This is a genomic window from Marinobacter sp. F3R08, from assembly GCF_018860425.1.
Lineage (GTDB): Bacteria > Pseudomonadota > Gammaproteobacteria > Pseudomonadales > Oleiphilaceae > Marinobacter.
This window is the reverse complement of the sequence record NZ_JAHKPI010000015.1, coordinates 189,545-203,003: the sequence shown is the minus strand read 5'-3', so window position 1 is coordinate 203,003 and position 13,459 is coordinate 189,545. Positions and strand designations below refer to the sequence as shown.

The window sequence follows — 13,459 nt, the reverse complement described above, 5'->3', positions numbered from 1 at the left end:
TGATGTCTTGAATCAGCCCCGGCCTCGGGCCTGATCAATAAGGGTCTTCATATCCCGAACCGCTTCTTTCAAACCGCAAAAAACCGCCCGGGCTATGATGGCGTGGCCAATATTCAGCTCGTTGATCCCCTCGATCGCGGCCACCCGTTCGGTGTTGTGATAATGCAGGCCATGACCGGCGTTGACGATCAGCCCTTTCTGCCGGGCATAGGCCACCGCATCGGCAATCGTTTTGAACGCAGCGTTTTCCGCTTCGGGCGTATCGGACTCGGCGTACTCACCTGTGTGCAACTCAACCACTGGCGCGCCGCATCTTACGGCGGCATCAATCTGGGCTGGATTCGGATCGATAAACAAGGACACCTCTGCCCCTATTCGGGCGAGACGCTCACAGGCTTTGGCCACCCGGGATTCCTGCCCTTCAACGTCCAGCCCCCCTTCAGTGGTCAGCTCCTCACGCTTTTCGGGCACCAGACAGACACATTCAGGACGAACCTGCTCGGCAAACGCCAGCATGGCGTCAGTAATCGCCATTTCCAGATTCATCTTGGTCTGAAGCACTTCCTTGAGTAGCAGTACATCCCGGTCCTGTATGTGACGACGATCCTCCCGGGGATGTATCGTGATACCGTCTGCACCAGCCTCCTCTGCCATCAGCGCAGCCTGCACCGGATCCGGATATCGGGTCACTCTCGCCTGACGAAGAGTGGCAACGTGATCAATATTGACGCCAAGCAGTACTCTAGGATTCATGGGACTCTCCCCGAAGATGAGTGAAAAGGCTGCGACTGTTCAGGGGGCGGCCCTGCAGAAGGTGATCAATAAGCACCCGCATGACCCGTTTCGCCAATCGTCGACAGCTGTCAGATTGCAGGTCCTCACGGGCGAGCTCCAGCAAAACCTCGCCCCGCAGATTTCGCAGACGCACACCAGGCGACACAGCGGAAACAATACCCTGCTCAGGATCATAACAATACTCCCGGGCGGACTCGACGGATTGCCCCGTATCGGTAGCAAGATCCCAGGAAAAGTCGTAACCCAGTGCAGAAGCAAAGGCGAGCTCAAAGCGCCGAAGTACCGGCTCCACGTCTGTGGTGGCGGACAGACACCCCAACGCATCTATGTATGCCGCAAACAGAGTCGGATGGGGATCAGCAACGGGCAGAATTCGCTGCAACAGCTCATTAAGATACAGCCCGCTGTAGAGAGCTACTGTCCGGGTCAGTGCCGGGCCGGTTCTCACCTCGACCTGGACCAGGGATTTCAGGTCGCCCCGGCCGGCCCAATCCATCACCAGAGGCTGGAAGGGCTGAAGCTGGGCTTTCAGAGGGCTTTTGGCGCTGTTAGCGCCCCGGGCAATCACGGTCATTCGACCGTGATTCAGAGAGAAGACATCCACCATCAGGCTGGTTTCCCGCCAGGGACGGCGATGAAGGACGTAAGCGGGCTCCTGCAACTCAGGTCCCTTCATACCCGACTCAGAGGTCGTTCATGCCCAGGCTCTTCAGGGCCCGGTCGTTATCGGCCCAGCCACGCTTGACCTTAACCCAGAGCCTCAGCATGATCTTGCTGTCGAACAACCGCTCCATATCGGTTCGCGCCTCCTGGCCAATACGGCGCATCCGCTCGCCCTTGTCACCGATGATGATCTTCTTCTGCCCCTCTCGCTCGACCAGTATCAGGGCGGAGATGTGCAGCGTCTTGCCTTCCCGCTTGAACTCCTCAACCTCTACTGCCACGGAGTATGGCAGCTCCGCTCCCAATTGCCGGGTGATTTTCTCCCGAACAATCTCCGAAGCAAGAAAACGCTCGCTGCGGTCGGTGATCTGGTCATCCGGATAGAAGTGGATACTCTCCGGCAGGTAACGACCGACAGCCTCTTCCAGGGGTTCAAGGTTGGTCTCTTTCAGGGCCGAAAGTGGAATGATCTCGGTAAATTCGCGCTTCTTCGAGAGCATATCGAGGTGAGGCAAGAGGCTTTCCCGCTTTTCGAGTTTATCGACCTTGTTAACCGCCAGGATTACCGGGCATGTCAGTCGACTGAGCTTCTCCAGCACCATCTCATCCGCTGTCGTCCAGGCCAACTGGTCCACCACGAATACCACCACATCGACATCAATCAGCGCCGATGTGGCCGCCTTGTTCATATAGCGATTAATGGCTCGAGGCTCTTCCTCGTGCATGCCCGGCGTGTCCACATAGATCGCCTGAACCGAATCCACTGTCTTGATGCCAAGCACCTGATGGCGAGTCGTCTGTGGTTTTCGGGACGTTATGCTCAGCTTCTGGCCAAGAATGTGATTCAGCAGCGTGGATTTGCCAACGTTCGGGCGGCCGACGATAGCGACGAAACCGCAGCGACTATCGGGATTTTCAGGACGGGTAATATCGTTCATTACTGATTCTCCACGCCCAGTTCTTTCAGGGCGTTACGGGCTGCCTGCTGTTCGGCCACCCGGCGACTGCTACCGGTGCCGGTGGTCTTTCGATCCAGCGAAGGCAACGCACAGGACACATGGAATGTCTGATTGTGGGCCTCACCGTCTACGGAAATAACGTCGTAGCGTGGCAGGGGGAACTGGCGGGACTGAAGATATTCCTGTAGACGGGTCTTCGGATCCTTCTGGGTATCCTGAAGATCAAGCTTTTCCAGCCGGTGCTCGAACCAACGTAAGACCTGCTCCCGGCAAGTATGAAAATCGCTGTCCAGATAAATTGCACCAATAATGGATTCTACCGCATCTGCCAGGATGGATTCCCGCCGGAAGCCACCACTTTTCAGTTCACCAGAACCCAGACGCAGGTAATTGCCGAGCTGGAACTCACGGCCAATCTCTGCGAGCGTAACCCCCTTCACCATGCGGGCCCGCAAACGACTCAACTGCCCTTCCCGGGCTTTCTCAAAGTGCAGAAACAGATACTCGGCAATAACCATATTGACAATGGAATCGCCGAGGAACTCGAGGCGCTCGTTATTCTGATTCCCATAGCTCCGATGGGTGAGAGCCAGCATAAGCCGCTCTGGCGACTTGAACTTATAGCCGATGCGTCGCTGTAGCTGTTCCAGATCCGGTTGTGAACTCACTTGCCCTTCATCTCATATTTATGCTTGAAGCGAACCACCGTATCCAGATTACTGATCAGGTTGTTGCGCACTTCGTAGTCAACATTGATTACGACCAGATCGTCTTCTTTTTCGACCGTAATATTCTTGGGATCAAATCCCCGGACATTGTTCACACTGAGCCGCTTGTTAATCATCGTGCGCACCTGGGCCGGCCCCATCCTGGAAAGCCCCTCGGTGCCATCCAGGCTCTCGAGCGCCTCCTGAATAGTGATGTCATCCAGGTAGGCAGGGCCAACCTTGACCACCAACGTCAGCAGGCCACCAAAGAACAGCGCCATGATCATCATGGTCAATGCGGAGGCACCCCGCTGACGGCCCATGCCGGAAAAATTATTCTTTTTCATTATCACTGCGCTCCAGATAGTCCTAGTTACTCGATTCCGCCCACACGATCAAAGGATGGCAGACTGGTAAGGGATTTCCAGTGCATCCAGATAGCAAAGGCCTTGCCCACTACCAGCTCATCAGGGACCATTCCCCAATAGCGGCTGTCATTACTGTTATCGCGATTGTCACCCATGACGAAGTAATGCCCATCCGGCACCTGCCACTCGCCCTCACCACTGACACCAGAGCGCCCCATGGTCAGGAATATATCGTGTTCAACTTCGCCGAGACTTTCATGACGTAATTCCATCGGAGGTAATCTCGCGATAAAGCGGGTTTCCACCCGTTCGCCATTGATGAAGAGCTGCTTGTCCTGGTAACGGATCTGATCACCTGGCAGACCAATCACCCGCTTGATGTAATTGGTCTTGCCATCTTCCGGATAGCGAAACACCATCACATCTCCCCGTTGGGGATCACCTACAGGGACCACTTTGGTTCCGGCAACAGGCAGCCTGAATCCATAGGCGTATTTGTTCACCAAAATGAAGTCGCCCACCTCCAGGGTGGGCAGCATGGATCCTGACGGAATCTGAAAGGGTTCAACCAGAAACGAACGCAGAACCAGTACAATCGCCAGTACCGGAAAGAACGATCGGCTCAGATCAACCAGATAGGGTTCCTTGGGCTCTTCTGATTCTGTAGTGGAGCCAGCCTCGACTGATTCCCCGGCGCCATTGGCACGGGAGGCAGAAAGACGCCGGTTTCGAAGAAACAGCTTGTCAGCCAGCCAGATCAGACCGGTTGCAAAGGTCAGTACTACCAGTACCAGGGGAAAATCGATATCCATCCAGGAGGCCTTCTATTTATCCACTTTCAGTACGGCAAGAAACGCTTCCTGAGGCACCTCGACGTTACCCAGCTGCTTCATACGCTTTTTACCTTCTTTCTGCTTTTGTAGCAGTTTCTTCTTACGGCTAACGTCACCGCCGTAGCACTTGGCGGTAACGTTCTTACGCAGCGCCTTGACGGTGACCCGCGATACGACCTGGTTTCCTATGGCGGCCTGAATGGCGATATCAAACATCTGCCGCGGAATCAGCTCTTTCATTTTTTCAATCAGCTGCCGGCCTTTGTGATGGGCCTGTTCCTTGTGCACGATCAGAGCCAGGGCATCAACACGCTCGGCATTGATCAGAACATCCAGCCTCACCAGATTGGCATTCTGGAACCGGGTAAAGTGGTAATCCAGAGAGGCGAAACCGCGGCTGGCCGATTTAATGCGATCAAAGAAGTCCATCACCACTTCAGCCATCGGCAACTCATAGGTCAACTGAACCTGAGTCGACATAAAGTGCATGTTCTTCTGGATGCCCCGCTTCTCCTCACACAAAGCAATGACGTTGCCGATATGCTCCTGAGGTACCAGAATATTGGCCTCGACAATTGGCTCACGCATTTCTTCAATGGAACCAATATCCGGAAGCCGGGACGGGTTGTCTACCGACAGAGTCTCACCCTGCTTGGTCACCACCTCATAGATAACCGTCGGCGCAGTGGTGATCAGATCGATGTCGTATTCCCGCTCCAGCCGCTCCTGAATAATTTCCATGTGCAGCATGCCGAGGAAACCACAGCGGAAGCCAAAACCAAGGGCATCGGAGTTCTCCGGCTCAAAAAACAATGAGGCGTCATTCAGCGTCAGTTTTTCCAGAGCATCCCGAAAATCGTTGTAATCATCGGCGCTGACCGGGAACAGTCCCGCATACACCTGGGGTTTAACCTTCTTGAACCCGGGCAGCATGGGCGTCTGGTCAGCGAACTTCTGGTGCACAATGGTGTCGCCCACAGGGGCACCATGGATATCTTTTATGCCGGCAACCACGAAGCCGACATCACCGGACTCCAGCACATCCGTGTCTTTTGGTTTTGGATTGAAAATGCCCACCTTATCGGCATTCCAGGCTTTGCCGGTGGATTTGATAACGATCTTGTCACCCTTTCTCAAAGTACCCTCGGTGACCCTGACCAACGAAACGACGCCCAGATAATTGTCGAACCAGGAATCTATGATCAGTGCTTGCAGAGGCGCACTTCGGTCACCCTCAGGAGGCGGGATCCTTTTGATCAGGTCCTCCAGCACGTCTTCAATACCAAGACCGCTCTTGGCGCTGCACCGAACCGCATCAGAGGCTTCAATGCCGATGATATCCTCAATCTCCGCGGCTACTCGCTCAGGTTCAGCCTGAGGCAGATCCATCTTGTTCAGAACCGGAACCACTTCCAGTCCTTGTTCGATCGCGGTGTAGCAGTTAGCTACGGACTGGGCTTCAACGCCTTGCCCGGCATCAACCACCAGCAATGCCCCTTCGCAGGCATAGAGCGATCGCGAGACCTCATAGGAGAAATCCACATGCCCCGGGGTGTCGATAAAGTTCAGTTTGTATTCCTGGCCGTCACGGGCTTTGTATGTCAGCGTGACACTCTGGGCCTTGATGGTAATCCCTCGCTCACGCTCGAGATCCATGGAGTCAAGAACCTGCTCGGCCATTTCTCGGTCGGTCAGACCACCACAGACCTGGATAAAACGGTCTGCCAGAGTTGATTTGCCATGGTCGATGTGGGCGATGATGGAGAAGTTACGGATTCGGCTCAGTTCAGTCACAGACAATGAATACTCAGTTAAGACGAAGAATTGCGCCCGGAGCGCCGCTACCCGGATCCGGAAACGGCGTGATTTTACCGGTTACCGGCCACCATTGCCATGATCAGGAAATCAGAGGCGCTTCATACTGTCGAATCAGGAAACCAATCAGGGCATCCTCGTCCAGCGGATAGCTGAACAGATTGCCCTGGCACTGGGCGCAGCCATGGGTTTTGAGAAAGCTGAGCTGCTGCGGGGTTTCCACGCCTTCGGCCACTACCGTCAGATGGAGCTTTCGAGCCAGGGCAATGACGGCGGAAGCGACGTCCGTGGCGCTGACATTGTAAGGGATATCACGAATGAAGCGGTGATCAATCTTGATCACATCCAGCGGCAGTTGTTGCAGTGCAACCAGCGAACAGGAGCCGGCGCCAAAATCATCCAGAATCAAACAAACCCCCAGATCATGGAGCGACACCAGCAACTCCCGGAGCATTCGCGGATCCTCATTAAGCAGCTCCGCCGGCATCTCCAGCTCAAGACATTCCGGCGAGACGCCGGTCTCGGTGATAACCCGGCGTATCATGTCCAGGAAACCGGAGTCAGTAAGCTGACGAACAGACAGGTTCACCGCCATATTCAGGGATTCGAAACCGGCTCTCTCCAGAGCCTGGATCTGGATACACGCCTGCCTCAGCGCCCACTCACCCAGACGCACGATCAAGCCGGTTTCTTCAGCCAGCCCAATAAACTGCTGTGCTGAAACCAGGCCCTTCTCCGGGTGATGCCAGCGCAAAAATGCCTCCACACCGATCACCCGCTCACGGTCCAGATCAATCTTCGGCTGGTAGTGCAGAACGAAGCGATCACCGTTCAGAGCCGACGCCAACTCTTCCTGCTGCAGAAGCCGTCGCGCCGCCTTGATGTTCATGGCCGGCGTAAAGAACTGGAACGTGTTCCTGCCCAGCTCTTTGGCACGGTACATGGCCAGATCGGCGTATTTCATCAGCGTCCCTGCATCCTCGCTATCGTGCGGAATCAAGGTAATACCGATACTGACCGTGATGCCAACTTCGTGATCATTCAACCGGATTCGCTGGCAAAGACTGTGCAGAATTGTCTCGGCAACCTTGCCGGCCGAAGCAGCGTCGCCAACCCCGGACAACAGAACCACAAATTCATCGCCACCAAGACGCGCGACCGAATCCTCTTCACGCACGCAACCCAAAAGCCACTGGGCCACCTGACGCAACAGTTCGTCGCCAGAATCATGGCCCAGGGTATCATTGATCCGTTTGAACCCATCCAGATCCAGGAACATCAGCGCTGCCGGTTCACCGCTTCGCCGACTGCGACTGACCACATGATTGAGCCGGTCCCGGAGCAGCTGACGGTTCGCAAGCCCGGTCAGTGGATCGTAAAACGCCAGCCGGTGCAATTCCGACTGGGCAGCTTTCAGCTGGGTCAGATCCCGCAGACTCAAAACAATCCCGTTCACCCCCGGCACCGACAACATGGCGGTGAACGTACCTTCCATATCCCGCCACTGGCCCTCGGCATCACGAATCCGGGCACGAATAACCGGCATCTGCTTGCCCGGTGACTGCACCGAGTCGTCAAAGCTATTATGCAACTGAGGCCAGTCGTCAACGTGAACCATTTCCTCAAAGCTCAAAGACTGAACCTGATCCGGTTCAAAACCAAGAATATCGAGGCTGGAAGGACTGGCATAGAGTGGCTGTCCGGCGCGATCCATCACCAGAGTGACATTGGCGGCGCTCTCGGTGATCGCCCGGTAGCGCCCGGCACTGATCTGAGCCATAAGACGCGAACGAATCAGAGCCAGAACGAAAAGAAACAGCAAGGCACTGATCACCAACCCGCTACCCAGAACGATCGGAGGCCGGGGATCGGAGGCCAGAAAATCAAATGCAGGTGTGGACCGGGTCTGCAACACCCAGTCACGACCACCATGGCTTATGGTCTGGCTCATCTGGAAACTGAATTCGTTATCAAGGGAACCGAGATTGGAGCCGTACATGAGGTTCTGCCGCTCCACCACGCCGGCGTCATAAATCCGAACATCAAGAAACGGCGAAATCAGACCGACAATCCCGTCGATCAGGTTGTTCATGCGGAATGCACTGAACACGTATCCCGCCAGCATCATGCGCCGTTCGGCCCGGATCTCAGGCACTTCACCGCCCTGATAGACCGGGTAATACATCAGAAAACTCGCCTGATCTTCACCAAGCTCTTCCTGCACCAGTACCACCTTCGCGGTGACCGTAGGCGTGGCATCGTCACGTGCCCGCTCCATGGCCCGCCGATGGATGGGATCGCTGAAGGCATCGTACCCCAGCGCCCGTCGATTACGCTCTGTGCCGGGTTCCAGATAAACCATGGGGTAATAATAGGGACCGCTACCCAGCGGGTTCACCAGATAATTATGGACGCCTTCGGAACGGACAGAGGCGATATGATCGGCCATCTGACGCACACCAATACGACGAACATAACCGATACCCTGAATCCCCGGGTAATACCGGTCGATATCAACCTTATCGACGTATTCGCGCCACTGGCTTCGGGAAACATCACCAGCCACCGCAAACAGGCCGGCACTGCCGGCCAGTACCTGTTCGTAGTTCAGCAAGCGCTCTTCAATTGCGGATTTGAGCTGCAGGGACTGGGTACGAAAACGAGCTTCCGTGCGGTCATCAACCAGCCAAATAGACACCTGCCAAAGTAGTACGGTGACCGCAATCGCAACGGCAAAAACCAGCCACCCGACCCAGGCATTACGAAACTCCAGTAACTTGCGGAGAGAGAGTTCCTGTCTATTCATCATGGGACTGATCCATTTCCCGACCACGTGTTTTTGGAACGCCCAGTATAACAAAAGCCCTCCCGGGTGTCGTTTCCGGCACCCGGGAGGGCTTTGAAATCCAATGTCAATTCAGCGGATCTGGGCCAGTCAGGGTTTCATGACCAAATACAGGGCCCGACCTTGACGAATAACCCGAACAGAGACCACTTTGCTCTCAGGAAGCGACCCCACGACTTCGCGAAACTCCTGAACCGAGGTTACTCTCTCGCGGTTAATTTCAGTGATCACGTCGCCAGCCCGTATACCGGCTTCAGACGCAGCCCCTCGGGCAACACTATTGACCAGAACACCCCCGTCAACACCCATGGAGTCTGCCATATCCTCTGGCAATGGCTCGACCACCATGCCCAGCGGCGCAGATTGAGGGCCGCCACCGTCACCAGAAGGTGCAGCTGCTTGCTGGCTTCCTTCTTCAGGCAGCCGGCCGATCTCAACATCGAGATCGATTTCCTCTCCGCCCCGGAGCACTCGGAGTTCGGCGGTTTCGCCCACTGGTGTGCGACCCACCATGGGCGGCAAGTCTGAAGAACGCTGAACATCGTCACCGTCATAGCTCAAAACGATATCCCCTGCCTGCAGACCGGCCTTCTGCGCCGGTGAGTCCGACATCACTTCGGCGATCAACGCGCCACGTGGCCGCTTGAGACCGAAGGACTCGGCCAGGTCGCGATTCACTTCCTGGATCAACACGCCGAGCCAACCGCGGGAAACCGAACCTTTGTCGCGCAACTGGCGGAATACGTTCATGGCATCGTCAATGGGAATGGCGAAAGAGACCCCCATGAAGCCGCCAGAGCGCGTGTAAATCTGAGAATTGATACCAACCACTTCCCCTTCGAGGTTGAACAGGGGACCACCGGAGTTACCAGGGTTAATGGCCACGTCGGTCTGAATGAATGGCACGTAGTTTTCCGAGGGCAGCGAACGCCCAAGTGCGCTGACAATCCCCGCCGTAACCGTGTAATCGAACCCGAATGGCGAGCCAATCGCAAAAACCCATTCGCCCACCTTAAGATCCCCGGAACGACCAACCTTTACCACCGGCAGGTCATCTCCGTTTTCAATTTTCAGTACCGCCATGTCCGAACGGGGATCTGTTCCGACCAGCGTTGCCGGCAGCTCGCGTCGATCGTTCAGGCGCACAATAATCTCATCAGCACCCTCAACCACATGATTATTGGTCAGTACGTATCCATCCGAGGATACGATAAACCCGGATCCCATGGAGCGAACCGGTTGCGCTCCCTGCGGACCACTGCCAAACGGAGACTGGGGGCCGCGGAAAAAATCCTGAAAAAACTCGGGGAGCTGTTCCAGCTGCCGCTCATCAAAGGGCATCCCGGGAGAACGGGAATAGCTGCGCCTGGATTCGGTCGTGGTGCTGATATTCACCACCGCGTCGGCGTTGTCCTCAACCAGCTCAGTAAAATCGGGCAAATTTCGGGCCGTACTGGCCTGACTCCAGACCACCAAGAGGATGGCGGATAATATGATCAGAAAAGTGGCCGGCATCCTTCCGGGTATAAAGCTCCGTGACGATTGGGCAACGTGTGTTGCACTCGACATGATGTACCCCCTGCAGTTCAAACACCTCGGCGTATTTTTGGTCTCGCCCCACCAATTTTCAACTTACAAAAGCGTAGGGTTCAGAGACAGCTTTCAGAATCAATGCGGTTTATCCGAACCAGACGGGGTTCATAATCAACATCGCCAGCGCGTTGCAGATGCCGCCCCGCAACAAAGCCCAACCCAAGGCCAACGATCGCCGCAAGCATCGACACTCCATCATGCCCACCGGACACCTGATGCCCGATAACACTCGCAGCGACCATCAGGAGCAGCGGTACCGCGTAGACCAGGAAAGAAGCACCCAACAACGCCTGATCATCGATACCGATGGTGACCTCGTCTCCGACCCGGGCATTCACAGAATTGGACACAAGTATCTGATTCGCACGCCCGCCAGAAGCTGCAGCCAGGACTTTCTGACCGCAGCCTGTCCGGGCTGAACAACTCTGACAGGCGCTGGTTCGAATCGTTTGCACCCAGGCCCGGTCGCCTCTCAGGGCAACAACTCGTCCAGTTTCGGTAATCATGACCCGCCGGCACCCAGAGCCAATGAATCTTCAATACGGACAGACTCGGCAACCTGACGGGCTGTCTGCGGAGGCAGTTCACCCACGACGGTGACCAGAAAGACATTCTCACCTTCCTTCACCTGGCGCATGTAAACCGTGGTGGCACCGATAAGAGAGGCACCTGTGGGCATTGTTACCGGGCCGGCCGGTTCAACGAACACAGAGAAAGCCGCCAGGCCATCAGAGAAAGCAACTGCCTGACCCTTGCCAGATCGGGGAGCCGCGGCCGGAACGAATCCTTCAGGCCGCCAGCCTAACTGCCACCCGTTCATTCGCTGAACCACGGATTCCGTAGATGCAGTTTCGTCGAGCGTTCTGGAGATCTCCCGCCCCTGAGTACGTATTTCAAATTCGCTATCCGGGATCTCTTCGCCTATGTACAGACTGGTATATTGAAACTGCTCGAGCACATCACCCTCAGAATTCCGCACATGACTCTTTACCAGAAGCCCCGTGGACTTCTCCAGCCAAAGCTGATGACTGTAGCGATAGGGATCTTTGGCACTCAACGCCACCGAAACGACATCATATCCTGCGACCCGGTCCTCTCCTTTCATTTCAGCCTGATACCAACGGTTCACCGGCACAAGCTGACTGGTAAACGCTTCGGCAAAGGGGCCAGAGGGAATAACCTGATTGAGTTGCACGCGGCCTGTTTCAGGAAGAACGCAGACAACATTCATGCCCTTGCGAACGATTTCGCCGGTACCGCCGTCCTGCAACACCAGCCTCTCTTCAACCGCGCCATCGATATAGCGATGGGCAATCTGCATGGAATGCACACGTTCTCCGCGGGCATACACGAACACGCCCCGATAAGAGGTCATATTCAGTGCAGGTCCGAGCCTTTTCAGCCAGGCGGATGCCTCATCGTCGGCCAGAACCGGCACGGAGCCGGCAAGGGCGAGCACCAGACACATCAAGACTGACAGTACACGACATCGAAACACAGCGATGAGAGCCTGATACATGATTACATTCACTCCAGGATGTCAGTAACCGGGACCATTGGCGCTGACCAGGCGGGCATACCCGACGGCACCTCGCCCGGCACCAACACTGTTGTGTTGCGCATGTTCCAGCAGGTAACGGCTCATATATTCCCACTGTTCTTCATCGAGTCCCTGCAAGGCAACCTCCCGGACTGGCTGATCCGGAGCCGGCGCCGGCGCCTCCGGTGCAGCGGCTGCAAGGGGCTGAGCAGGTCCGGTGCCGGAGGAGTCCCAGCCGGCACCAGCCCCGAATCCTACCAGCAATGCCATCGCCACCATGGCAGCCGCTGGCCAGTGCCATCCGCGTGCCTTGCTGTCCCGACCCGCAAGCGTTGCCCCGAGCGCGGCGGAATCTCGCCCATCAAGCTCTTCACGGACGGCAACACTGACGTCCATTCCATGGGCCGGAGAGTGGCCATCATGCAAAAGGTCCCGCACGTCCTGCCATCGCTGCCACTGTGCCCGGAGTTCGTCCTGGCGATCATGTGACAACAGTCGACGCACTGACAGTTCATCAGCTTCGTCGTCCATCATGGCAGACAATGTTTCTCTGAGACGATCATCCATGGGATGCAACCTCAATTACGTCACCGAGTGGTTGAGCAAAGGCCCGAGATGTCGGTCAACCGCATCCCTTGCCCTGAAAATTCGTGAACGGACGGTACCGATCGGACACTCCAGTATCCCGGCAATATCCTCATAGCTAAGGCCATCATATTCACGGAGAAGAAAGGCTGAGCGTAACTCCTCCGGGAGCTGGGCTATGGCCCTGTTCAGCTCTTTCTGGAGCTGCTCCCTTTGCAGAAGTCGTTCGGGCGAAGCGGTGTCCCGAAGCCGGGAGCCTTCTTCGAAGTTTTCCGCTTCCGCAGAATCAGCACTGCCTTGAGGCCGCCGCCCCCGGGATTCAAGGTAATTCTTGGCGGTATTCACCGCGATCCGGTACAGCCAGGTATAAAAGGCACTGTCTCCCCGGAACCGTTCGATCGCCCTGAACGCTTTAACGAAGGTTTCCTGAGTCAGATCCATGACTTCCTGACTGTCGTAGACGTAACGGCTAATAATCGACGCGACCCTGGATTGATATTTGACCACCAGCAGATCAAATGCGGCACGATCGCCATTACGCACCTTACGGATCAGCTGAAGATCCGTCTGGCTGTCGGAATGATCGCCCTGTCGTTTCTCTGTCTCAGGAGTCATGGACTGGTTGCCGGGGTTCCCTGATTTAATGGCCAGCTGTCGGGCCTGTACCAAGTTTCGCTGCGTCATTGTGCTATCCGGCGTCCGTTCATGAAACGGGTTTGGCCACCTGCCCGGCGGCTCACCCTGTCAGGCCAAATA

At 56.0% G+C, this 13,459-nt stretch carries 13 protein-coding genes; all 13 read right to left on the bottom strand.

Annotation, left to right across the window (positions count from 1 at the left end):
• Window positions 1-12: 12 nt before the first annotated feature.
• Window positions 13-753: a pyridoxine 5'-phosphate synthase gene (pdxJ, locus tag KO499_RS10025; RefSeq protein ID WP_215983601.1), complete on the bottom strand. Its 741-nt coding sequence runs from the start codon at window positions 751-753 to the stop codon at window positions 13-15.
• Window positions 743-1,471, bottom strand: a complete 729-nt coding sequence (gene recO / locus KO499_RS10020; protein WP_215983600.1) for a DNA repair protein RecO — start codon at window positions 1,469-1,471, stop codon at window positions 743-745. Before recO ends, pdxJ begins: the two co-directional genes overlap by 11 nt.
• A gap of 7 nt (window positions 1,472-1,478) precedes the next feature.
• Window positions 1,479-2,396 carry a GTPase Era gene (era, locus tag KO499_RS10015; protein ID WP_215983599.1) on the bottom strand — a complete coding sequence of 306 codons (918 nt, stop codon included), beginning with the start codon at window positions 2,394-2,396 and terminating at the stop codon, window positions 1,479-1,481.
• Window positions 2,396-3,085, bottom strand: coding sequence for a ribonuclease III (gene rnc / locus KO499_RS10010; RefSeq protein ID WP_215983598.1), 690 nt, complete (start codon window positions 3,083-3,085; stop codon window positions 2,396-2,398). The genes era and rnc overlap by 1 nt, the downstream gene beginning before the upstream one ends.
• A complete protein-coding gene (locus KO499_RS10005; protein WP_215983597.1) occupies window positions 3,082-3,471 on the bottom strand; it encodes a DUF4845 domain-containing protein in 390 nt (129 codons plus the stop codon). The genes rnc and KO499_RS10005 overlap by 4 nt, the downstream gene beginning before the upstream one ends.
• 26 nt (window positions 3,472-3,497) lie before the next feature.
• Window positions 3,498-4,304, bottom strand: a complete 807-nt coding sequence (gene lepB / locus KO499_RS10000) for a signal peptidase I (RefSeq protein WP_215983596.1) — start codon at window positions 4,302-4,304, stop codon at window positions 3,498-3,500.
• Between the two features lie 12 nt (window positions 4,305-4,316).
• Entirely contained in the window at window positions 4,317-6,119 is a 1,803-nt protein-coding gene (gene lepA / locus KO499_RS09995) for a translation elongation factor 4 (protein WP_215983595.1), read from the bottom strand.
• A gap of 103 nt (window positions 6,120-6,222) precedes the next feature.
• Window positions 6,223-8,949, bottom strand: a complete 2,727-nt coding sequence (locus KO499_RS09990; RefSeq protein WP_215983594.1) for an EAL domain-containing protein — start codon at window positions 8,947-8,949, stop codon at window positions 6,223-6,225.
• 126 nt (window positions 8,950-9,075) lie between these two features.
• Window positions 9,076-10,500, bottom strand: a complete 1,425-nt coding sequence (locus KO499_RS09985; protein WP_215983895.1) for a DegQ family serine endoprotease — start codon at window positions 10,498-10,500, stop codon at window positions 9,076-9,078.
• A 134-nt stretch (window positions 10,501-10,634) separates the two neighbouring features.
• On the bottom strand, window positions 10,635-11,084 hold the full coding sequence (locus tag KO499_RS09980; RefSeq protein ID WP_215983593.1) for a SoxR reducing system RseC family protein: 450 nt from the start codon (window positions 11,082-11,084) through the stop codon (window positions 10,635-10,637).
• The gene (locus KO499_RS09975; protein WP_215983592.1) at window positions 11,081-12,097 is read right to left on the bottom strand and encodes a MucB/RseB C-terminal domain-containing protein; all 1,017 of its coding nucleotides are present in this window, start codon (window positions 12,095-12,097) and stop codon (window positions 11,081-11,083) included. The genes KO499_RS09980 and KO499_RS09975 overlap by 4 nt, the downstream gene beginning before the upstream one ends.
• 21 nt (window positions 12,098-12,118) lie before the next feature.
• Complete coding sequence (locus KO499_RS09970) at window positions 12,119-12,685, bottom strand: sigma-E factor negative regulatory protein (RefSeq protein ID WP_215983591.1); 567 nt, start codon at window positions 12,683-12,685, stop codon at window positions 12,119-12,121.
• Between the two features lie 15 nt (window positions 12,686-12,700).
• Entirely contained in the window at window positions 12,701-13,387 is a 687-nt protein-coding gene (gene rpoE, locus KO499_RS09965) for an RNA polymerase sigma factor RpoE (RefSeq protein ID WP_323133336.1), read from the bottom strand.
• Window positions 13,388-13,459: the final 72 nt, after the last annotated feature.